Genomic DNA, 21575 nt, shown 5'->3' with positions numbered 1-21575 from the left:
CACCCGTCGGTGTTCCGGGCAGCGGTGATCGCGGACATACGCGCGACCGAAGAGCCAGGATACTGGACCTTTCGCTCAGCGCCCAATCCGCCCGTGGCTACAGGCCCCGCCCCTGCTCGTACGCCCTGAGCTGCTCCGCGCTGATCATGCTCGTGTCGAAGAGGCTGGTCTCGTCGAGCGCGTAGCCCTGCTGGTCCTGGTGCTGCGGCTGCTGCTGGGTCTGATGCGGCTGCTGAGCCTGCTGGGGGTCGTAGCCGGTCTGCTGGTCGTAGCCCTGGTACGCGTAGGGGTCGGCCTGCTGGTAGCCGTACGGGTCCTGCTGCGGGGCGTACTCCGGCTGCTGCGGGAAGCCCGCGTACGGGTCCGGCTGCTGCTGGACGGGGACACCTCCCGCCGGGGCGTAGCCGGAGGTCGGGGAGTAGGCCGGCTGCGGCTCGTACGACGGCTGCGGCGGCTCGGGCTGCCGCTGCGCCGCGCGGTCGCTGTCGGCGAGGGCCGCGAGGTCGGCGAGGTAGTCGGCGTCGCTGGAGTGCTGGAAGGTCGTGGTGTCGTCGGCGAGGGCGCCGAGGTCGTCGGTGGCGATCCGGCCGTGCAGCTTCTGCCGGCCCCGGCCGACGGCCTCCAACGTCTTGGCGAGGACCGCCTCGAAGGCTCCGAGCTTGGCGTCGACGTAGGCGTCGGCGTTGTGACGCAGGGTCTCCGGGTCCTGGCTGCGCTCGGGGGCGTCCTCGTCCTCGTAGCCGTTCTCGTCCAGGCCCGGCCCGGTGCCGAGGAGCTTCTCGCGGCCCCGGCCGACCGAGCCGAGGGTCTTGGTGAGGACGACCTCGAAGTTGGCGAGCTTGGAGTCGACGTAGTCGTCGGCCTCGGCGCGGATCTCCTCGGCCTCCTTGCGGGCCTCGTCGAGGATCCGGTCGGCCTCGGCCTGGGACCGGCGCGCGATCTCGGTGTCCGAGATCAGCGAGCCGCGCTCGGCGTGCGCGTTCTCGATGATCCGCTCGGCCTCCAGCCGGGCCTGCTCGACCATCTGCTCACGGTCGCCGATCAGCTCCTGCGCCTGGGCCAGCGAGCCGGGCAGCGCCTGGCGCACCTCTTCGAGCATCGCGAGCAGCTCGGCGCGGTTGATCACGCACGACGCCGACATCGGCATGGACCGGGCGCTGGAGACCGCGGAGACGATCTCGTCGAGCTTCTTCTGCACGTCCACCTGTGCTCGCCACTCTCTACAGCCGGGTTGGAGACGGACGGGACGACTGTAGCCCCATCAGCCCTTGGCGAGGCGCTCGTTCAGCGCCTCCAGGACCTCGGCCGGCACCAGGTGGGAGACGTCGCCGCCCCAGGCCGCGACCTCCTTGACGAGGGAGGAGGAGAGGAAGCTGTAGGTGGGGTTGGTGGGCACGAACAGCGTCTCCACGCCGGTGAGGCCGTTGTTCATCTGGGCCATCTGCAGTTCGTAGTCGAAGTCGCTGACGGCACGCAGCCCCTTGACGATGGCGGGGATGTCCCGCTCCTTGCAGAAGTCGACGAGGAGGCCGTGGAACGCCTCCACCCGGACGTTGGCGTACTCGGCGGTGACCTGGCGGATCAGCTCGATCCGCTCCTCGATCTCGAACAGACCCTTCTTGGACTTGTTGATCATCACCGCGACGTAGACCTCGTCGTAGAGACGGGAGGCTCGGGCAATGATGTCGAGGTGTCCGTTGGTGATCGGGTCGAAAGACCCGGGACAGACGGCGCGGCGCACTTGTGATCCCTCGCTCTCCGGTCCGGTCATCGTGCGTCTTCGCACGTAGAGGCGGCGCGACCGTACCAAAACGTTCCCTCGCCGTAGCGACGGGAGCGGATGGCCTCGAAACCGTCCGGCCAGTGGAATGCGCCGCCTCTGGTGCTGCGCTCCACGGTGACGAGGGCTTCTTCGGCGAGCCAGCGTTCCGAGCGGAGTGTGAGCAGAATCTCCCGAAGATCGTCGTCCGAGACGGCGTACGGGGGATCGAGGAAGACGAGGTCGTACGGCTCGGTGGGAGGTGCGGTTCTGATGACTTGTTCCGCTTTGCCCGCTCTCACCTCCGCGCCGGGAAGGCCCAGATTTTTCACGTTCTCGCGGACGACTTTCGCCGCTCGGGCGTCGGCTTCGACGAGGAGGGTGTGGCTCGCGCCCCGGGACAGGGCCTCCAGGCCCACGGCGCCCGAGCCGGCGTAGAGGTCCAGGACCCGTTCGCCGTTCAAGGGGCCGCCGAGGAGGGACTGCCAGGTGGAGAAGAGGCCCTCGCGCGCGCGGTCCGAGGTCGGCCGGGTACCGGTGCCGGGCGGTACGGAGAGGCGCCGTCCGCCTGCCCGGCCGGCGATCACGCGAGTCATCTGCGGTCCTTGTTCGGGGGTGGTTACGGATTCAGTTTGGCAGCAGGTCCGTCGTGGTTGCTCGCGCAGTTCCCCGCGCCACCTGCGGGGCGCGCCCGCCTCACCCCTTCTCCAGGTACTGCTCCTTCTCCTCGTCCAGGAGGGCGTCCAGGGCCGTGCGCAGACCGGGAAGCTGCCGCAGCTCCGGGTCGGCCGCGACCACCGCCGCCGCCTCCTGCCTCGCCTCCGCGATGACCTCCTCGTCCTCGATGACCTCCAGGACCCGGAGGCTGGAGCGGGCGCCGGACTGGGCCTGGCCGAGGACGTCGCCCTCGCGGCGCTGTTCGAGGTCGATGCGGGAGAGTTCGAAGCCGTCGAGGGTGGAGGCGACGGCACCCAGGCGCTGGCGGGCCGCGCTGGCCTCGGGCATCTCGGTGACCAGGAGGCACAGGCCGGGGGCGGAGCCACGGCCGACCCGGCCGCGCAGCTGGTGGAGCTGGGAGACGCCGAAGCGGTCGGCGTCCATGATGACCATGGCCGTGGCGTTGGGGACGTTGACGCCGACCTCGATGACGGTGGTGGCGACCAGGACGTCGGTCTCGCCGGCGGCGAAGCGGCGCATCACGGCGTCCTTGTCGTCGGGGTGCATACGGCCGTGCAGCACCTCCACCGCGAGGCCCCGCAGGGGTCCGCGGCCGAGCTGGTCGGCCACGTCGAGCACGGCCAGCGGGGGACGCTTCTCCGCCTCGTCCTCGGGGGACTTCTTCTTGCCGGACTTCTTGGGGTCGTCCTCCTCGTCCCCGATCCGCGGGCAGACGACGTACGCCTGGTGGCCGTTCGCGACCTCCTCGCGGACCCGCTCCCAGGCGCGGGCCAGGAAGTGGGGCTTGTCGGCGGCCGGGACGACGTGGCTGGCGATCGGGGAGCGGCCGGCCGGTAGCTGGTCGAGGACCGAGGTCTCCAGGTCGCCGAAGACCGTCATGGCGACCGTGCGCGGGATGGGGGTGGCGGTCATGACGAGGAGGTGCGGGGGCTGTTTTCCCTTGCCGCGCAGGGCGTCGCGCTGTTCCACGCCGAAGCGGTGCTGTTCGTCCACCACGACCAGGCCGAGGTCGTGGAACTGGACCTTGTCCTCGATGAGCGCGTGGGTGCCGATGACGATGCCGGCCTCGCCGGTGGCCAGGTCCAGGAGGGCCTGGCGGCGGGCGGCCGTGCCCATGGAACCGGTGAGCAGGACGACCTTGGTGGCGTGCTCGGCGCCGCCCAGCATGCCCCCCTCGGCCAGTTCGCCCATCATCTCGGTGACCGAGCGGTGGTGCTGCTGGGCCAGGACCTCGGTGGGCGCGAGCATGGCCGCCTGCCCGCCCGCGTCGACCACGGCGAGCATGGCGCGCAGGGCCACCATCGTCTTCCCGCTTCCGACCTCGCCCTGGAGGAGGCGGTGCATGGGGTGGGCGGTGGCCAGGTCGGCGAAGATCTCCTCGGAGACCTTCCGCTGGCCCTCGGTGAGAGTGAAGGGGAGGCGGTCGTCGAAGGCCGCGAGGATGCCGTCCGGCCTGGGGACGCGGGGCACGGCGGGGAGCTGGGTCTCGGCGTGCCGGCGGCGGGCCAGGGCGACCTGGAGGACGAAGGCCTCGTCCCACTTCAGGCGGGCGCGGGCGTCGGCGATGTCGGCCTTGGTGTGCGGGCGGTGGATCTTGAGCAGGGCCTCGGGGAGCGGGAGCAGGCCGCGGCCCTCGCGGAGGGTGTCGGGCAGGGGGTCGAGGGCCTCCTGGGCGCTCGGGAGGACCGTCTGCACCGCCTTGCCGATCTTCCAGGACTCCAGTTTGGCGGTGGCCGGGTAGATCGGGATCAGGGCGCCCGCCCAGGTCTCGACGGCCTCCTCGCCGTCACCCCGGAGCAACTCGTAGGCGGGGTGGGCCAGTTGGAGGCGGCGGTTGAAGACGGAGACCTTGCCGGCGAACATCGCGCGGGTGCCCGGCAGCAGCTCCTTGTGGGGTTTGTGCACGCCGTTGCCGAAGAAGACGAGCTGGAGCCGGCCGCTGCCGTCGGTGATGGTGACCTCGAGGCGCTGGCCCTTGCCACGGGGGGCCTTGGCCGAGGCGAAGGTGTGCAGGCGGGCGTCGGCGACCTGGGCGACCACCGTGACGTGCTCGTCCATGGGGAGGTCGGCGAGGTGCGTGAGCTGGCCGCGCTCCTCGTATCTGCGCGGGTAGTGGTGGAGCAGGTCGCCGACGGTGTGCAGGCCGAGGTGCTCGGCCATCACCTTCGCGGTGGCGGGGCCGAGCACCTTCTTGAGCGGTTCTTGCAGTGCGGGCACGAGATCCATTGCACACCACGCCACTGACAATGCCGTACACCCTGCCCCGCCCGATTCCCGGCCGCATGCCGTAAACATCAGGGAAACTCCTGGTCAGGCTGCCTGTTCCGGCTCTAGGATGACGCGCTCCGGCCATCCTTCGCGGTCACCGCCCCGCCGGGACCGCCCGACCCCGCGCCGCACGCACGCCCCCTCCGGCGCAGTGACGATGGACTCCCAGACCTCTCAGGCATCCCAGCCTTCCCAGTCACCTCACCCACCTCACAGCTTCCAGGTCGACCTGCGTGGTCTGGTGGACCTGCTCTCCCATCACCTCTACTCCAGCCCCAAGGTCTATCTGCGCGAGCTGCTGCAGAACGCCGTGGACGCCATCACCGCCCGCCGGGCCGCCGACCCGGACGCCCCGGCGCGGGTCCGGCTGTACGCGGCGGACGGCGGGCTGCGGGTGGAGGACACCGGTGTCGGGCTGACCGAGCCGGACGTGCACAGCCTGCTGGCGACCATCGGCCGCAGCTCCAAGCGGGCCGAGGGCCTGCAGGAGGCCCGGTCGGACTTCCTCGGCCAGTTCGGCATCGGGCTGCTGGCCTGTTTCGTCGTCGCCGAGCGGATCCGGGTGGTCAGCCGCAGCGCCCGCACGCCCGGGGCCCCGCCGGTGGAGTGGACCGCCCGTGACGACGGCTCGTACACCGTGCGCACGCTGTCCGACGCCGAGCGGCCCGAGCCGGGTACGACCGTGTACCTGACCGCGCGGCCCGGTGCAGCCGAGTGGCTGGCGCCGGAGCGGGTCCGCGCCCTGGCCCGGGACTTCGGCTCCCTGCTGCCGTACGACGTCCGGGTCGGCGAGGAGCCCGTCACCGAGCTGCCCGCGCCCTGGGACCGCGCCCATCCCAGTCCGGCCGGCCGGCGGGTGGCGCTGGCCCGGCACTGCCACGAGCTGTTCGGGTTCACCCCGCTGGACTCCATCGACCTGGACGTGCCGGTGGCCGGGGTGCGCGGGGTGGCGTACGTGCTGCCGTCGGCGGTCAGCCCGGCCCAGCGGGCGACCCACCGCGTGCACCTGAAGGGCATGCTGCTCACCGAGCGGGCCGAACAGCTGCTGCCGGACTGGGCGTTCTTCGTGCGCTGCGTCCTGGACACCGACAGCCTGCGGCCGACCGCCTCGCGCGAGGCGCTGTACGAGGACGAGACGCTGGCCGCCGTGCGGGACGCGCTCGGCATGCGGATCCGGTCCTGGCTGACCGGGCTCGCGGCCGGCGATCCCGAACGCCTCGCGGCCTTCCTCGCCGTGCACCACCTGGGCGTGAAGTCCCTCGCCCGGCACGACGCCGACATGCTGCGCACGATGCTGCCGTGGCTGCCGTTCGAGACGACCGACGGGCAGCTGTCCCTGGAGGAGTTCGCGCAGCGGCACCCGGTGGTGCACTTCACGCGGACGGTCGAGGAGTACCGGCAGGTCGCGCCGATCGCCGCGGCGCAGGGCGTCGGGGTGGTCAACGGCGGCTACACGTACGACAGCGAGCTGGTCGAGGCGCTGCCGCGGGTGCGGCCGGGGACGGTGGTCGCCGAGCTGGACGCGGACACCGTGACCGCGCACCTGGACGCGGTGGACCCCGCCGAGGAGCTGGCGCTGTCCGGGTTCCTGGCCGCCGCGCGGGACCGGCTCGACCCGCTCGGCTGTGACGTCGTCCTGCGGGCCTTCCATCCGCTGTCCGTGCCCGCGCTGCACCTGGACGACCGGGCCGCCCGGCACGAGCAGGCCCGCGCGGCGGCCGAGGACCAGGCCGACGACCTGTGGGCGGGCATCCTGGGCTCCCTGCGCGGCAGCGCCCCCCGCGCGCGTCTGGTGCTCAACCACCTCAACCCGCTGGTCCGGCGCATCGGTTCGCTCGGTGACCCGGAGCTGATCGGCACCGCGACCGAGTCGCTGTACGGGCAGGCCCTGCTGATGGCACAGCGCCCGCTGAGGCCGGCCGACTCGGCGCTGCTCAACCAGGCGTTCATCGGGCTGCTCGAATGGGCGACCCATGGGGAGGGGGACGGACGATGAGTGGGATCACGGACTTCGACGCGCTGCGCCGGGCGCTGGCGGAGAACTCCGAGCAGCCGGAGGGCCCGGCCCGCAACGCGCGCGCGGAGCAACTGCTCGCCGAGGCCGAGAGGCTGGACATCCCGCTCGCCGTGATCGAGGCGCTCGGACACCAGCTGAAGGTCTACAACTACAGCTCCGAGAAGGACAAGATGTTCGTCCCGTTCGCGCGGCTGCTGCGCATGTGGGACGAACGGCCCGAGGACTTCGACGAGTACGAGACGCACTCCCTGTACTGGGTCTTCAAGTGGATGTCGGCGGGCATGCTGGACCAGCCGCACATCCCGCTCGCCTCGGTCGAGAAGTGGCTCGGCGAGATGGAGCACCGCTACCGGCTCGCCGGGCACTCCGAACGGGCCGTGCGCAGCGCCGAGTTCAGCGTGGCCGCGCACATCGGGGACCTCGCGCGCGCGGAGCGGGCGTACGCGGCGTGGCTGGCCGCCGACCGGGACCGGATGGCCGACTGTCACGCCTGTGAGCTGCGCGGGCAGGGCGCCTGGCAGGTGCGGTGCGGGCGGGACGCCGAGGCGCTAGAGCTGTGGCGGCCGGTGCTGGAGGGCGAGTTCGCGTGCGCCCACGAGCCGCACGGCGTCCTCGCCTCCTCGCTGACCCCGCTGCTGCGGCTGGGGCGCGTCGAGGAGGCTCGCGCGCACCACTTGCGAGGCTTCCGGCTGGTGCGTTCCATGGAGAGCATGCGGGGCGCGTACGCCGAGCATGTGGAGTTCTGCGCGCTGACCGGGAACGAGGCGCGCGGGCTGGAGCTGCTGGCGGAGCGGCCGGCGTACTTCACGGACACCGGGCATCCGCGCAGCCGGCTGGACTTCATGGCCGTGGTGACGCTGCTGATGGACCGGCTGACCGAGCTGGGCCACGGCGAGCAGCGGGTGCCGGGGCCGGCCGGGCGGACCTGGACCGCGCGGGAACTCGCCGCGCACGCGCGCGCGGAGGCGACGGAGCTCGCCGAGCGGTTCGACCGGCGCAACGGCACGTCCGCCGTCGGCGACCGCGTCCGCGCGCGCATGGCCCAGCGCCCACTGGTGGACCGCCTCCCCCTGGGCGTGCGTACGGTACGCCCCGCGCCGGCGCCGACGGTCGCGCCCTCGGCGGTGGCGCACCCCGCCGCACCGGACCTCCCCGCCCTGCTCGCCGAGGCGCGGCGCCTGTCGGACACCCTGCGCCCGCAGGCCCTGGAGGCCTGGGCGGCGGTCGCACGGGCCGCGCGGGACGGCGCCGGCCTCACGCCACGCGACCGCGCGGAGATCGCCGACCACGAGGCGATGGCCCGGGGACCGGAGGGGCTGGGGCTGTTCGAACGGGCGGCGGCCCTGTACGCGGAGGCGGGCGACCCCGGCGAGGCCCTGGCGGCACGCGCGCGCGGGGCGCACATCCGCGCCCTGACGGGCGAGCTGGACACGGCCCTCGCCACGGTCACGTCCCTGTACGACGAGGCACTCGCCCTGTACGCCGACGAGGGCACCGGAGTGCGCCAGACGGCGTCGGTGGCGATGAGCCGGGCCCGGGTCCTGATGCGCCGGGTGCACGAGGCGGCGGGCGGGGGCGGGGCCGAGACGTTCGAGGAGCTCACCGAGGCGGGTTCCGGGGAGGCGTGGCCGGACGCCGGGCAGGCCGTCGCGGACGCTGGGCAGACCGTCACGGAGACCGGGGAGGCCGGGGCGGGCCTCGGGGAGACCGACGAAGTCGGCGCGGACGGCCGGCACGCCATGGCCGGGCCCGGGCAGGTCGGGGCGGGCTTCGAAGTGACCGGTGCCGGGCGCGCGCAGGCCGCCGTCGGCGTCGGCCAGGCCGTCGCGGAAGCAGAGGTCGCCGTGCGGGAGGTGCTGGCGCTCGTCGACGGGCATGGTGGGGACGACGTGCGGCTGGGGGCGCGGGGGGCCGAGGCGTGGGCCATGCTCGGCGAGTTGGCCGGGGTGACCGGGGACGCCGGGCGGGCGGCGGAGTTGTTCCTGCGGGCCGCCGGGGCGTACGTGGCCGCCGGGCTTCCCTGGTTCGCGGTGGAGCACCAGGTGCAGGCCGCCGCACTGGCCCACCAGACCGGTGATCCGGCCGGGGCCGAGCGGGCGCTGCGCGCGGCCCTGGAACACGGCGCGCCGTACGTGGAGCCGGTCGGACGGGCCCAGTTGCACCTCCAGCTCGCCGAGGTGCTCGGCGGCCGGGACGCGCCCGGTGAGGCGGCCGAGCACGCGCTTCAGGCCACGCACTGGGCCGACGAGGCCGGCGAGAGCGGCACCCTGGGCGCCTGGGCGCGGCAGCAGCTCGGCGGGTTCCTGCTGCGCCGGGGACGGTACGCGGAGGCCGCCGAGGTGCTGGAGTCCGCGCTGGCCGACCTCAGCGCCGACACGCACGGCGACGGGACGGTCGTCCAGGCGCGCTGGTGGCTCGGGGACTGCCTGGGCGAGCTGGGTGAGCACCGGGCCGCCGCCGAACAGCGGCTCAAGGCCGCCGACCTCGCCCGGCACTGGCCCGAGCAGCAGGACCACGCCACGCTCGCCCACCTCGCCGCCGAGTCACTGGGCAACGCCGGACTGGCGGCGGAGGCGGATCGCGCGTACGCGCGCGCGGGCGAGCTGTGGCGCGCGCTCGGCAACACGCCGTTCCTGGTCCGCTCGCTGCGCGCCCGCGCCTGGCTCGCCCTCGACGGTGAGCCGGGGGCGGCGGACGCCCGCGCGCTGATGACGCAGGCGGTACGGGAGTGCGAGACGGCGCTGGCGGCGGCGGGGGAGGAGGCGGACCGGGAGGAGCTGACCGCCGAACTGGGCGGCACGTACCGGCAGTTCGCGGAGTTGCTGATCCGCTCGGCGTCCGAGGAGGCCGAGGCCGGGGCGATCCGGGCCGCGTTCGAGGCGGCGCTGGAGGAGCTGACCCGGGCCGTGGCGGTGTTCGCGACGCTCGGCGCGGCCGGGCTGCACGGCCGTACCGGCGCCGAACTGGCGGCGGGCCGGCTGGAGGCGGATCTCGGCCGTCCGGCGCGGGCGGCGGCACGCGCGCGCGGGGTGCTCGCGGCCTACGAGGGCGCGGACGACGGGGACGAGACGGTCCGGGCACGGCGGGAAGAGGCGGCCCGGCTGCTGGAGGCGGCGCGGGAACAGGAGGGGAAGGACACCGAACGGGACTGAGCCAGGGCCGCGTCGGTCCGGATTGTCATCACCACGGCGTCAGTCCGGACCGTCACCGCGCGCCGGTACTTCACCCCGCCATCGCAGGCCGTCACTCCACGCCGATGAGCAGCAGCGCCCCCTGGCGGCCGCCCCGGTACACCACCGTGTCCACGGCCAGGTAGGAGTCCCGTACGCGTGCCTCCAGCTCCGCGGCCACGGTGTCGGGCGCCTCGTCGCCGACGACGAGCGTGACCAGTTCGCCGCCGGCCTGGAGCATGCGGTCCAGGACGGTGCGGGCGGTGGCGGTGACGTCCGCGCCGATCACCGCGACATCGCCGTCGATCAGGCCCAGCACGTCCCCGGCCTGGCAGACGCCCGCCGTCGTCCAGGACTGGCGCTCGGCGACGACGATCTCGGCGTACCGGGTGGCGCCCGCCGCCGAGGTCATCTGGACGACGTCCTCGTCGAACCGGCGCCCCGGCTCGTGCACCGCGAGCGCGGCGATGCCCTGGACCGCCGAGCGGGTGGGGATCAGTGCCACACGGATGCCCTCGGTACGGGCCTGTTCCGCCGCGGCGGCGGCCGTGTGGCGCAGTTCGGCGTCGTTGGGCAGCAGCACGACCTCCCGCGCGTGGGCCCGCCGTACCGCCTGCACCAGCTCCCCGCTGGCGGGCGGCTCGCCGGGGCGCGCGAGGACGGTGGTCGCGCCCGCCTCGGCGTACAGCCCGGCCAGCCCCTCGCCCGGTACGACGGCGACGACCGCCCGCTGGGCACGCTCGCGCGGCGGGCGCTCACGGCCGGTGTGCACAGAGCCGAGCCCGAAGTGGGTGATCCGGATCCGGTACGGCCGCCCGGCCTCCACGCCGGCCTCCACGGCGGCGCCGGCGTCCTCGACGTGCACGTGGACGTTCCACAGCCCGTCGCCGCCGACCACGACCAGGGAGTCCCCGAGGGCGTCGAGCCGCGCGCGCAGCCGGGCCACGGCCGCGTCGTCGGCCTCCAGGAGATAGATCACCTCGAACGCCGGTCCGCCGGGTCCTGCCGCGTCGGCGCATCGCTCGGGGGCGGCCACGCGCGCGTGCGCGGGTGCGGCGGTGCCGGAATGCGATGCGGGTGAGGACACGGCTCCTTGGGGCGGCGGGATCTCCCGCAGCAGGGACTCGTGTGCCTGGAGCTCGCGTGCCGGAAGCTCGCGCACCGGAAACTCGCGTACCGGAGGCTCCCGTACCGCCTCCCCCGTGAACGCCTCCACCAGCGCGCCCAGCACCGCCACCAGCCCCCGGCCGCCCGCGTCGACCACGCCGGCCCGCTCCAGCACGGCCAGCTGGCCCGGGGTCGCGGCCAGGGCCGCCCGCGCTCCCTCGTAGGCGGCCCGCGCGACCGTCCGGCAGTCGCCCTCGGCTCCCTCGGCGGCGTCGGCGGCGGCCGAGGCGACCGTGAGCACCGTGCCCTCGACGGGGTGGGCGACGGCCTGCCGTGCGGAGTCGGCGGCCCGGCGCAAGGCCAGCCGCAGCTCCGAGCCGTCGATGTGAGAGGCGTCACCGTCGTCCGCGAGCACCTGCGCCATCCCGCGCAGCAGTTGCGCGAGGATCGTCCCCGAGTTGCCCCGGGCCCCGATCAGCGCCCCGTGGGCCATGGCCCGGACGGCGTCCGCCAGCGCGGGCTCCCCGGAGCCGGTCTCGTACCCGGCGAACACCGCCTCCACGGCCGTCGCCGCCGACTCCAGGGTCAGATACAGATTGGTCCCGGTGTCGCCGTCCGGCACCGGATAGACGTTGATCGCGTCGATCTCCTCCCGGGCCGTCCCCAGCGCCCGGAGCGCCAGACCGCACCAGGTGCGCACCGCGAGAGCATCGAGGAATGTCTGCGGCACCTGCGTCACCTGCGCCTCCTTGAGCTGGCTTGACGTGGGACGCAGCGTAGACCCCGGACCGGTGTCCTCCGGAAGAGGGCCGGGGCGGGGGCCTGAGCTGCCATGGTAGTTTCGCTGTACGGGCGCAGCCGTTGTATGCTGCTCCGGTTGCCCGATCCGATCGGGCCATTCCCCTGGCAGCGCCACTCAAGATTCAGGTCTTATAGGATCTCGATCCCGGCATGCCGGGATCAACCGTAAGTGCATCTGAAGTCTTTGGAGTGACCCGTGGCTGCCAACTGCGACGTCTGCGGCAAGGGGCCGGGCTTCGGCAACAACATCTCGCACTCGCACCGCCGTACGTCCCGCCGCTGGAACCCGAACATCCAGCGTGTGCGTACCGTGGTGGGCGGGACGCCGAAGCGCGTGAACGCTTGCACCTCGTGCATCAAGGCCGGCAAGGTCTCGCGCTGACGCTACAGCTGAGCGCGCGGCCACTGCCTGGTTCGCTGCACTGAGCCGGTCCACCCCCGGGTGGGCCGGCTTCTTGCCGTACCCCTGAGCCGTACGCAGCAGCCGTACGCACGGACGGCCGCCGCCTGCCAGAATCCACGGAATGCGCTTCGGCATCCTGGGCCCGGTCGAGATCCGCACCGACGACGGCACTGCCCTCGACCCCGGCGGCCCCCGGCCCCGCGCCCTGCTCACGCTGCTGCTGCTCGACGCCGGCCGCGCGGTGTCCGTGGAGCGCCTGCTGGACGGTCTGTACGGCGCCGAGCCGCCCGCCGGGGCCACGGGCGCGCTCCAGTCCCAGATCTCCCGCCTGCGTCGGCGTCTCGCGCCGCACGCCGGCATCGACGCCGTCCCCGCCGGCTACGCCCTCGCGGTCGACCCGGACACGGTCGACGCCCACCGTTTCGCGCGCCTGGCCGCCGAAGGCCGTACGGCGCTCACCGCCGCCGATCATCCGCGGGCGGCGGCCCTCCTGCGGGACGCCCTCGCGCTGTGGCGCGGGCCGGCGCTGCCCGCCCTGCCGGACGCGCACGCCGACCGGGCCCGGTTGGAGGAGCTGCGGCTGGCCGTCGTACAGGACCGGATCGAGGCGGAGCTGGGTCTCGGGGGCGGGCCGGAACTGGTGCCCGAGCTGCGGGCGCTGCTCCGGGCGCGTCCGCTGGACGAACGGCTGTACGGGCAGCTGATGCGGGCCCTGCACGCGGCCGGGCGGTCCGCCGAGGCCCTCGCGGTGTTCGAGGAGGCGCGGCGCAGCCTCGCGGACGAGCTGGGCGCCGACCCGTCGCCCGCCCTGTCCGCGCTCCACCTCCACCTGCTCCGGGACGGGACGGAAACCCCGGCCCGCCCCCGTCTCCCGGCCCAGCTCACCCGCTTCGTGGGCCGCGAACCGGAACTGGCCCGGATCGGCCGCGCCCTCGCCGACTCCCGCCTGGTGACGCTGACGGGCCCCGGCGGCGTCGGCAAGACCAGGCTCGCCCTGGAGGCGGCCCGCGCCCGGACCGGCCGGAACGCGACGAGGTCCCGCACCGGCGCGGACAGCCGCCCCGCCCACACCGCCACAGGGCCGACGGAGGTCTGCCTGGTCGAACTCGCGCCCCTTTCCGACGGTGCCCGGATCCCGTACGCGGTGCTGGCGGCGCTCGGGGTGCGGGACGGCTTCCGCAGCCCTGCCACGGACGCCCTGGACCGGCTGCTGGCCGCGCTGGCGGATCGTGAGGTGCTGCTGGTGCTCGACAACTGCGAGCACCTGGTCGAGTCCGCCGCGCGCACGGCCGCGCTGCTCCTCGGCGCCTGCCCCGGGGTCCGCGTCCTGGCGACCAGCCGGGAGTCGCTGGGCGTCACGGGCGAGGTGCTGGTGCCGGTGCCGCCGCTGCCCGAGGAACCGGCCGTACGGCTGCTGCTGGACCGCGCGCGGGCGGTGCGGCCCGATTTCGACGGCCACGCGCGCGTGCCGGAGATCTGCCGGGCGCTGGACGGGCTGCCGCTGGCGATCGAGCTGGCGGCGGCCCGGCTGCGCACCCTCTCCGTGGACGAGCTGGCGGACCGGCTGCACGACCGGTTCCGGGTGCTCGCGCGCGGGGACCGGGCGAAGGCGCCCCGGCATCGCACGCTGCGCGCGGTGGTGGAGTGGAGCTGGGAGCTGCTGGACGCGGCGGAACGGGACCTGGCGAGCAGGCTGACCGTCTTCGCGGGCGGGGCCACGCTGGACGCCGTGGCGGCCGTCTGCGGGGTGCCGTACCCGGAGGATCCGTTGGCGTCCCTGGTCGAGAAGTCGTTCCTGGAGGTGTCCGACGGGCGCTACCGGATGCTGGAGACGATCCGCGCCTTCGCCGCCGAGTCGCTCACGGGTCCCCGACGGCCGAGCGCCACGCACGCCGACTCACGGGAGGCCACGCACGCCGACTCCCGAGCGCCCGGTGCGCCCGCCGATCCCGCCGAGCCACCCGCCAACCCCCAAGAGCCCGGCACCGGACCCGCCGGACCACCCACCGACCCCCACCGACTGCGCGCCGCCCATGCCGCCTACTTCCTGCGGCTGGCCGAGCACGCCGAGCCGCTCCTGCGCGGTGGCGGGCAACTCCCCTGGCTGGGGCGGCTGGCCGCCGAGCAGGGCAATCTCGACGCGGCCCTGCGGTATCTGACCGAGACGGCTCCGAAGGACGCGCTGCGGCTGACGGCCGCGCTGACCTGGTTCCGTCGGCTGCGCGGCCTGCACGGCGACCGCGTGCCGGGCGCCCGGGCCCTGCTCGCGGCGGTCGGCGACGAGCCGCCGCCCGGCCTGGCCGAGGAGTACGCGCTGTGTGTGATGAACGCGGTCTCCGGGCGCGGTGACGACCCGGCGGACCCCGGCCTGATCGACCGCGCGGCCACCCTCATGGCCTCCTTGGACGGCCCGCTGCGGCTGCCGTTCACGGTGGTCCTGTGGTCCCTCACGGGCGGCCCCCGACTGAGCGTGGACGAACGGGTGCGCGTGCAACTGGACCGGGAGCCGTGGGGCCTGGCTCTGCTGGAGCTGGGCCTCGCCTACCAGGCGCTGTTCGCGGGGCGGGCCGACGACGCGGAAGCGGGCTTCACGCGCGCGTGGAAGGGTTTCCAGGGGACGGGTGACCGCTGGGGCATGGCCAACTGCCTCGACCCGCTGGCCGGGTTCGCGTACGGCCGGGGCGCGTACGGGAGGGCGCTGGCCCTGCTGGACGAGGGCCTGGTGCACGTCCGGGAACTGGACGCGCCGGAGGAGACCGCCGACCTGCTGCGCACGCGCGCGGTGGTGCTGCTCGCCCAGCGTGCCCCGGAGGAAGCGGTCGCGCACTTCACGCGCTCCGCCGACCTGGCCCGTACCGCCGGGGCGACCGACAAGGTGGCCGGTGCGCTGCGCGGCCTCGGGGACGTGGCCCGGCTGGGCGGTGACACGGCACGCGCACGCGTGCACTACGAGAACGCCCTGGAGGCCTGCGCGGCCACCTGGTTCAGCGTGGGCGAGACGGCGCGGATCCTCGTCGGGCTGGGCCGTACCGCCGCCGCCGGCGGGGACACGGATTCCGCCCGGGACTGGCTGGCCCAGGCCCGCGCGCAGGCCCTGGAGTCGTCCGACGGGCTCCTGCTCGCCGATGTCGCCGACGCGCTCGCCGCCGTGGCCCCGCGGCCGGAGCGGGCGGCCGAACTCCTGGGCGCCGCCGCGGGCCTGCGCGGCGCGCCCCTGCCCGGGGACCCGGACGTCGCGCGGACGACGGAGCACACGCGCGCGTGCCTGTCCCCCGAGGCCTACGCCCAGGCCTACGAGCGGGGCCGGCACTTGCGGTCAGCGGCGGTCAGCAAACGGTAGGGGCACGGTGAGCGGGGCCCCGGAAAGTGGCCGGCATGACGCAGACACACGACCTCCGCCACCTGTCCGTCCTGATCTCCGGCGCCAGCGTCGCCGGCCCCGCCCTCGCCCTGAACCTGGCCCGCTACGGCGCCCGTGTCACGGTCGTGGAGAAGGCGCCCGCCCTGCGCGCCGGCGGCTTCGCCGTCGACTTCCGGGGGCATGTGCACCGTACGGTGCTCACCGCGATGGGCATCTGGGACGACGTCCACGCCCACCAGACCCACATGGGCCGCCAGACCGTCGTCGCCGCCGACGGCACCCCGCGCGTGGACCTGCCCGCGGAGCTGATGAGCGGCGACGTGGAGATCTTCCGCGGCGATCTGGCCCGCATCATGTACGAACGGACGAAGGACTCGGTGGAGTACGTCTTCGGCGACTCCGTCACGGCGCTGGCCGACACCCCGCGGGGCGTCGAGGTCGCCTTCGAGCGGGGCGCGCCGCGCCGCTTCGACCTCGTCGTCGGCGCCGACGGCCTGCACTCGAACACCCGCCGCCTGGTCTTCGGCGACGAGTCCCGCCACCTGCGCTTCCTCGACCACTACGTGGCCGGCTTCTCCCTCCCCAACCACCTGGGCCTGAACCGCACCGGCCGCCTCTACAGCGAGCCCGGCCGCTGCGTCGTCATCAACAACTACGACGGCGACCCGGAGCGCGCCGGCGCCCTGCTGGTCTTCCGGTCCGAGCGGCTGGCCTACGACCGCCGGGACGTCGCGGCGCAGAAGCGGATCCTCGCCGAGCGGTTCGCCGGGATGGGCTGGGAGACGCCGGCCGTGCTGAAGGGCCTCGCGGAGACGGACGACCTGTACTTCGACGCCATCGCCCAGATCCACGTCGACCGTCTCGTCGAGGGCCGGGTGGCGCTGCTCGGGGACGCCGGGTACGGGGCGACGATGGGCGGCATGGGCACGGGTGTGGCGATCGTCGGCGCCTATGTCCTCGCCGGTGAGCTGGCCCTGGCGGGCGGGGATCACCGGGCCGCGCTGGCCGCCTACGAGAACCGCGTCCGGGACTTCGCCAAGGGCTGCCAGAAGGTTTCCGGCAACGCGGGGCCGTTCTTCGCCCCGGCCACCGAGCGGCGCATCCGCAGCCGGGACCGGATGTACCGGCTGCTCAGCTCCCGGCCGCTGGCCGGCTTCTTCAAACGGCTGACGGAGAAGGCGGCGACCGCGATCGAGCTCGGGGAGTACCCCGCCTGATCCTCAGCGGGTGTCCCGCCCTACCTCAGGCGCCGACCTTCAGGGAGTGTCCCGCCGGAGCGCCCACCCGTGGTCCACGGGCCCGATCCCGGCGCCGAGGGCGAACCCCGCGGCGATGGCCCCGGTGACGTACTCCTTGGCCGCCGCGACCGCCTCCGGCACGGGCCGCCCCTTCGCCAGCCCGCAGGCGATGGCGGAGGCGAGGGTGCAGCCGGTGCCGTGGGTGTGCCGGTTGTCGTGGCGGGGCGCCCGCAGAAGGTGTACCTCGGAGCCGTCGGTGAGCAGGTCCACGGCGTCGCCCGCCAGGTGTCCGCCCTTGATCAGCACCCAGCGCGGCCCGAACTCCAGCACGGCCGCGGCGGCCCGTCGCAGATCGTCCTCCGACTGGACGCGGACGCCGGTGAGTTGGGCCACCTCGTCGAGGTTCGGGGTGGCCACGGTCGCCACCGGCAGCAGCTCCGTCCGTACGGAGTCCAAGGCGGAGGCGGCCAGCAGCGGGTCGCCGTGCTTGGACACGCCGACCGGGTCCACCACGACCGGTGCGTCCGTGCCGGAGATCAACTCGGCGACCGCCTCGACCAGTTCGGCGGAGGCCAGCATGCCGGTCTTCACGGCCTGGACGCCGATGTCGTCCACGACGCTGCGGTACTGGGCCCGGACCGCCTCCACGGGCAGCTCCCAGGCGCCCTGCACCCCCACGGAGTTCTGCGCGGTCACGGCGGTGAGCACGCTCATGCCGTGCACGCCGAGCGCGAGCATCGTCTTCAGGTCGGCCTGGATGCCGGCGCCGCCGCCGGAGTCCGAGCCGGCCACGGTGAGCACCCGGGGCGGCGCCGCGGAGGTGCTCATGACTCGATGTCCCCGAAGTGGTCCCAGCCGCCCTTGCTGGTCCAGGGCGCCCCGTCGACCGTCACCTGGGGCAGCGCGGAGGGGTTGAGGACCTCGCCGATGACCTTCCAGCGGGCCGGGAGCTTGGCGTCCGGCGGGAAGGTGGCCACGATCGCGTGGTCCTCTCCCCCGGTCAGCACCCACTGGAGCGGGTCCACGCCGACGGCCTGTCCGATGTCGTTCATCTGCGTCGGGATGTCGATCGCGCCGGAGCGGATGTCGATGCGGACCTTGCTGGCCTCGGCGATGTGCCCGAGGTCGGCGATCAGGCCGTCGCTGACGTCGCACATCGCGGTGGCGCCGAGCGCGGCGGCGGCCGGGCCCGCGTGGTACGGCGGCTCGGGGCGCCGGTGGGCCTCGACGAAGGCGCGGGGCGAGCGGAAACCGCGGGCGAGCACCGCGTACCCGGCCGCGGACCAGCCCAGCCAGCCGGTGACGGCCACGAGGTCGCCGGGCTGGGCACCCGCGCGCGTGACGGGCTCCTGGTTGCGCAGATCGCCGAGCGCGGTGATCGACACCATGATCGTGTCGCCGCGTACGACGTCCCCGCCGACGACGGAGGCGCCGGCGACCTGGCACTCGTCGCGCAGGCCGTCCATCAGCTCGGTCGGCCAGGTGACCGGCAGTTCCGCCGGGACGACCAGACCGAGCAGCAGCGCGGTCGGTACGGCGCCCATGGCGGCGATGTCCGCGAGGTTCTGCGCGGCGGCCTTGCGGCCGACGTCGTAGGCCGTGGACCAGTCGCGGCGGAAGTGCCGGCCCTCCAGCAGGATGTCGGTGCTCGCCACCACCCGTCGGTCGGGCGCGGCGACCACCGCGGCGTCGTCGCCGGGGCCGACCCGGACCGCCGGGGTGGTGGTGAGACGGGAGGTCAGCTCCCGGATGAGCCCGAACTCACCTAGCTCACCCACTGTGCCCTTCATTGCCTCAAGCCCCTTCTGTGCCTTGCCACGCCCGGTCGCGCGTCACCAGTGTCCCCGATACGGTCGAGGTGACCGTCAACTTCCGTCGCACCTGCACCCTGGCGCGCAAGCCCGGTTCCCGCGGGTCTCCCCTCCGGGAGCGGCGACGCGATACCGTGGCGTTCCTTTTCCCCACATGATCCTCGTGGCCGCCCTGGAGGTTCCGTGGTACAGGCGTACATCCTGATCCAGACGGAGGTCGGCAAGGCGTCGACCGTCGCCGAGACGATCAGCAAGATTCCTGGAGTGCTCCAGGCCGAGGACGTGACAGGGCCGTACGACGTCATCGTGCGGGCCCAGGCCGAGACGGTCGACGAGCTCGGCCGCATGGTGGTCGCGAAGGTCCAGCAGGTGGACGGCATCACGCGCACCCTGACCTGTCCGGTGGTGCATCTGTAGCCCCCGTCTACGCTTGGCCGGTGAACATCTTCCGTCACCGGCCTCTCGCCCTGCTCGCGCCGGCCCTGCTCGTCGCGGTCGCGGGCTGTTCCACGGCAGACGACAGCGACACCGTGGCGGTTCCCACCCCTGACGCGCGGACCGCCCCGCTCTGCCGGGACCTGGACAAGGCCCTGCCGCGGACGGTGGACGGGCAGACCCGCGCCGACCCCGAGCCCCGGTCCGCCTACACGGCGGGCTGGGGAAGCCCGGCGATCATACTGCGCTGCGGCGTCGTCCGGCCGCCGAAGATGGTCGATGCCAAGGTGGCGCAGGGCGACGACCCGAACGCGATCGGCGGCGGGGTGAACGGCGTCGACTGGCTCATGGAGAAACAGGGCGACGGCACCTGGCGGTTCACCACGTCCAATCGCCGGGCGTATGTGCAGGTGACCCTGCCGAAGAAGCGGTCGGGAGCGGACGACAGCGCCCAGGTGCTGACGGACCTGGCGCCGGCCGTGAAGAAGGCGATCCCGAAGGGGATCGCCTCCATGCGGGGATGAGACCGGCCGGGGTCAGCGCAGTCCCGTCGAGCGGCGCAGTGCCGCCTGCACCAGGCGGTCCACCAGCTCGGGGTAGCTGATCCCGCTCGCCTGCCACATCTGCGGGTACATCGAGATCGGCGTGAAGCCGGGCATGGTGTTGATCTCGTTGATCACGAACTCGCCGTCCTCGGTGAGGAAGAAGTCCGCGCGGACCAGGCCCTCGCAGGAGGTCGCCTCGAACGCCTCGACGGCGAGCCTGCGCACCTCGGCGGTCTGCTCCTCGGTGAGCGGGGCCGGGACGATGCCGGGCGTGGAGTCGATGTACTTGGCCTCGAAGTCGTAGTACGCGTGCGCGTCCGGCGGCGGGATCTCGGCCGGGACGGAGGCGCGCGGGCCGTCCTCGAACTCCAGGACGCCGCACTCGATCTCGCGGCCGCGTACGGCCGCCTCGACCAGGATCTTCGGGTCGTGGGCCTGCGCCTCGGCGATCGCCTCGTCCAGACCGGACAGGTCGTCGACCTTGGTGATGCCGATGGACGAGCCCGCGCGGGCGGGCTTCACGAACAGCGGCCAGCCGTGCTCGCCGGCGAAGTCGACGATCTTCTTGCGGGCGGCGGACTCGTCCTGCGCCCACTCACGGGGGCGGATCACCAGGTACGGGCCGACCTTGAGCCCGTAGGAGGTGAAGATCCGCTTCATGTACTCCTTGTCCTGGCCGACGGCCGAGGCGAGCACGCCCGAGCCGACGTACGGCACTCCGGACAGCTCCAGCAGGCCCTGGAGCGTGCCGTCCTCGCCGTATGGGCCGTGGAGCACCGGGAAGACCACGTCGACCTCGCCGAGCGCCTTGGGCACGGAGCCGGGCTCGCTGTAGACGACCTCGCGGTTCGCCGGGTCGACGGGGAGCACCACGCCGCCCTCGTTCGACTCCGCCAGCTCCGCCACGCTGGGGGTGCGGCGGTCGGTGATGGCCATCCGCTCCGGCTCGTCGGCCGTCAGCGCCCAGCGGCCGTCCGTGGTGATGCCGATCGGCAGGACGTCGTACTTCGTCCGGTCGATGGCCTTGAGGACGGCGCCGGCGGTGACCACGGAGATCCCGTGTTCGGAGCTGCGCCCGCCGAACACGACGGCCACGCGCGGCTTGCGCGACGGCTGCTCAGGGCTCTGGGGAAGGTTCTCGGTGCTCATATCGCGTTGAGAGTACCCGTAGGTAGCGCCCAAGTCAGCGCGCGCTCCCGGGCCGTCGCTCAGCGTCGCACGGACGGTCGCTCAGCGTCGTGCCCAACGCCCCCCGGACGGGACGAACGCGTTCCCGGCCTCGGCGTCTCCAGGCTCAGAACCTCGCGGGCAACGGCTTCCGGGCCCGGCATCTGCTGGCTTTGACGTCTCGCGTCCTCGGTGTCTCCCGGGGCCCGGCATCTCCCGGCCTTCGCCCCTCCCGGCCTTGACGCCTCCCCAACCCTGGCGCCTCCCCGGGCCCAACGTCTCCCGGCCTCGGCGTCCCCGGGATTCAGTGCCGCTCAGGCCTGGCGCACGCCTCCCGGACCAGGCGGACGCCTTCCCGGCCTCGGCGTCTCCCGGGCTCAATGCCTCCCAGCCCTCGCCCCTCCCGGCCTTGACGCACGCCTCCCGAACGGGGCGGACGCCTTCCCGGGCTCGGCGTCTCCCGGGCTCAACGCCTCCCAGCCCTCGCCCCTCCCGGTTTCGGCACCTTCCCGGGCCCTACGTCTCCCGGGCTCAGAACCTCGCCGGGCAACGGTTTCCGGGCTCGGCATCTCCCGGCCTTCGCCCCTCCCGGCCTTGACGCCTTCCCGGGCCCAACGCCTCCCGGGCTCAGAACCTCCCCAGGCAACGGCTTCCGGACTCGGCACCTCCCAGCCCTCGCCCCTCCCGGCCTTGACGCCTTCCCAGGCCCAACGTCTCCCAGCCTCGGCATCCCCGGGGTTCAGTGCCGCTCAGGCCTGGCGCACGCCTCCCGGACGGGGCGGACGCCTTCCCGGCCTCGGCGCCTCCCAGGCTCA

General features: G+C 73.9%; 15 protein-coding genes. 7 read left to right on the top strand and 8 right to left on the bottom strand.

Translation table 11 applies throughout. The annotated features are described in order from the left end of the window. Nucleotides 1-97 precede the first annotated feature (97 nt). From OO52_RS11240 to recG, 4 genes are all read right to left on the bottom strand, one after another. Nucleotides 98-1204, bottom strand: coding sequence for a hypothetical protein (locus tag OO52_RS11240; protein WP_030649136.1), 1107 nt, complete (start codon nucleotides 1202-1204; stop codon nucleotides 98-100). A 57-nt stretch (nucleotides 1205-1261) separates the two neighbouring features. Continuing rightward, nucleotides 1262-1741, bottom strand: coding sequence for a pantetheine-phosphate adenylyltransferase (coaD, locus tag OO52_RS11235; protein WP_030649139.1), 480 nt, complete (start codon nucleotides 1739-1741; stop codon nucleotides 1262-1264). Nucleotides 1742-1767: 26 nt separating this feature from the next. Further along, nucleotides 1768-2355: a 16S rRNA (guanine(966)-N(2))-methyltransferase RsmD gene (rsmD, locus tag OO52_RS11230; RefSeq protein ID WP_030649142.1), complete on the bottom strand. Its 588-nt coding sequence runs from the start codon at nucleotides 2353-2355 to the stop codon at nucleotides 1768-1770. A 100-nt stretch (nucleotides 2356-2455) separates the two neighbouring features. After that, the gene (gene recG / locus OO52_RS11225; RefSeq protein WP_030649144.1) at nucleotides 2456-4663 is read right to left on the bottom strand and encodes an ATP-dependent DNA helicase RecG; all 2208 of its coding nucleotides are present in this window, start codon (nucleotides 4661-4663) and stop codon (nucleotides 2456-2458) included. 199 nt (nucleotides 4664-4862) lie between these two features. On the opposite strand from recG, the gene OO52_RS11220 reads away from it, so the two are divergent. Together OO52_RS11220 and OO52_RS11215 are read left to right on the top strand one after the other, a co-directional pair. Further along, nucleotides 4863-6701 carry an HSP90 family protein gene (locus OO52_RS11220; RefSeq protein WP_078876910.1) on the top strand — a complete coding sequence of 613 codons (1839 nt, stop codon included), beginning with the start codon at nucleotides 4863-4865 and terminating at the stop codon, nucleotides 6699-6701. After that, nucleotides 6698-9874, top strand: a complete 3177-nt coding sequence (locus OO52_RS11215) for a tetratricopeptide repeat protein (protein WP_037629783.1) — start codon at nucleotides 6698-6700, stop codon at nucleotides 9872-9874. Before OO52_RS11220 ends, OO52_RS11215 begins: the two co-directional genes overlap by 4 nt. Nucleotides 9875-9965: 91 nt before the next feature. On the opposite strand, the gene OO52_RS11210 is transcribed toward OO52_RS11215, so the two are convergent. After that, nucleotides 9966-11738: a DAK2 domain-containing protein gene (locus OO52_RS11210; protein ID WP_030649155.1), complete on the bottom strand. Its 1773-nt coding sequence runs from the start codon at nucleotides 11736-11738 to the stop codon at nucleotides 9966-9968. Nucleotides 11739-11996: 258 nt separating this feature from the next. Between OO52_RS11210 and rpmB the strand changes: the two genes are divergently transcribed. The 3 genes from rpmB (at nucleotide 11997) to OO52_RS11195 (ending at nucleotide 16781) form a co-directional block, all read left to right on the top strand. After that, nucleotides 11997-12182, top strand: coding sequence for a 50S ribosomal protein L28 (gene rpmB, locus OO52_RS11205; RefSeq protein WP_003993230.1), 186 nt, complete (start codon nucleotides 11997-11999; stop codon nucleotides 12180-12182). Between the two features lie 142 nt (nucleotides 12183-12324). Beyond that, nucleotides 12325-15543, top strand: a complete 3219-nt coding sequence (locus OO52_RS11200) for a BTAD domain-containing putative transcriptional regulator (protein ID WP_030649158.1) — start codon at nucleotides 12325-12327, stop codon at nucleotides 15541-15543. 35 nt (nucleotides 15544-15578) lie between these two features. Continuing rightward, nucleotides 15579-16781 carry an FAD-dependent monooxygenase gene (locus tag OO52_RS11195; protein WP_030649160.1) on the top strand — a complete coding sequence of 401 codons (1203 nt, stop codon included), beginning with the start codon at nucleotides 15579-15581 and terminating at the stop codon, nucleotides 16779-16781. A 39-nt stretch (nucleotides 16782-16820) separates the two neighbouring features. On the opposite strand, the gene thiD is transcribed toward OO52_RS11195, so the two are convergent. Continuing rightward, a complete protein-coding gene (gene thiD, locus OO52_RS11190; RefSeq protein WP_030649163.1) occupies nucleotides 16821-17630 on the bottom strand; it encodes a bifunctional hydroxymethylpyrimidine kinase/phosphomethylpyrimidine kinase in 810 nt (269 codons plus the stop codon). After that, complete coding sequence (locus OO52_RS11185; RefSeq protein ID WP_030649164.1) at nucleotides 17627-18592, bottom strand: thiamine-phosphate kinase; 966 nt, start codon at nucleotides 18590-18592, stop codon at nucleotides 17627-17629. The genes thiD and OO52_RS11185 overlap by 4 nt, the downstream gene beginning before the upstream one ends. A 204-nt stretch (nucleotides 18593-18796) precedes the next feature. Here OO52_RS11185 and OO52_RS11180 point away from each other — a divergent pair, with 204 nt between their 5' ends. After that, the gene (locus OO52_RS11180; RefSeq protein ID WP_030649166.1) at nucleotides 18797-19030 is read left to right on the top strand and encodes an Lrp/AsnC family transcriptional regulator; all 234 of its coding nucleotides are present in this window, start codon (nucleotides 18797-18799) and stop codon (nucleotides 19028-19030) included. A 20-nt stretch (nucleotides 19031-19050) separates the two neighbouring features. Next, a complete protein-coding gene (locus tag OO52_RS11175; RefSeq protein WP_030649168.1) occupies nucleotides 19051-19572 on the top strand; it encodes a DUF3515 domain-containing protein in 522 nt (173 codons plus the stop codon). Nucleotides 19573-19584: 12 nt separating this feature from the next. Here OO52_RS11175 and OO52_RS11170 read toward each other — a convergent pair whose 3' ends face one another. After that, on the bottom strand, nucleotides 19585-20742 hold the full coding sequence (locus tag OO52_RS11170) for a D-alanine--D-alanine ligase family protein (RefSeq protein ID WP_030649170.1): 1158 nt from the start codon (nucleotides 20740-20742) through the stop codon (nucleotides 19585-19587). Nucleotides 20743-21575: the final 833 nt, after the last annotated feature.

Origin of the sequence: Streptomyces flaveolus, from assembly GCF_000716535.1 — a bacterium.
GTDB lineage: Bacteria > Actinomycetota > Actinomycetes > Streptomycetales > Streptomycetaceae > Streptomyces > Streptomyces flaveolus_A.
The sequence above is the reverse complement of the archived record's forward strand: the minus strand, read 5'-3'. Positions and strand labels throughout refer to the sequence as shown.

Bases quoted from the DNA above. Each gene is read 5' to 3' on its own strand.
- rsmD (WP_030649142.1), bottom strand. From the start codon at position 2,355: ATGACTCGCGTGATCGCCGGCCGGGCAGGCGGACGGCGCCTCTCCGTA.
- recG (WP_030649144.1), bottom strand. From the start codon at position 4,663: ATGGATCTCGTGCCCGCACTGCAAGAACCGCTCAAGAAGGTGCTCGGC.
- OO52_RS11220 (WP_078876910.1), top strand. From the start codon at position 4,863: ATGGACTCCCAGACCTCTCAGGCATCCCAGCCTTCCCAGTCACCTCAC.
- OO52_RS11215 (WP_037629783.1), top strand. From the start codon at position 6,698: ATGAGTGGGATCACGGACTTCGACGCGCTGCGCCGGGCGCTGGCGGAG.
- OO52_RS11200 (WP_030649158.1), top strand. From the start codon at position 12,325: ATGCGCTTCGGCATCCTGGGCCCGGTCGAGATCCGCACCGACGACGGC.
- OO52_RS11195 (WP_030649160.1), top strand. From the start codon at position 15,579: ATGACGCAGACACACGACCTCCGCCACCTGTCCGTCCTGATCTCCGGC.
- thiD (WP_030649163.1), bottom strand. From the start codon at position 17,630: ATGAGCACCTCCGCGGCGCCGCCCCGGGTGCTCACCGTGGCCGGCTCG.
- OO52_RS11185 (WP_030649164.1), bottom strand. From the start codon at position 18,592: ATGAAGGGCACAGTGGGTGAGCTAGGTGAGTTCGGGCTCATCCGGGAG.
- OO52_RS11170 (WP_030649170.1), bottom strand. From the start codon at position 20,742: ATGAGCACCGAGAACCTTCCCCAGAGCCCTGAGCAGCCGTCGCGCAAG.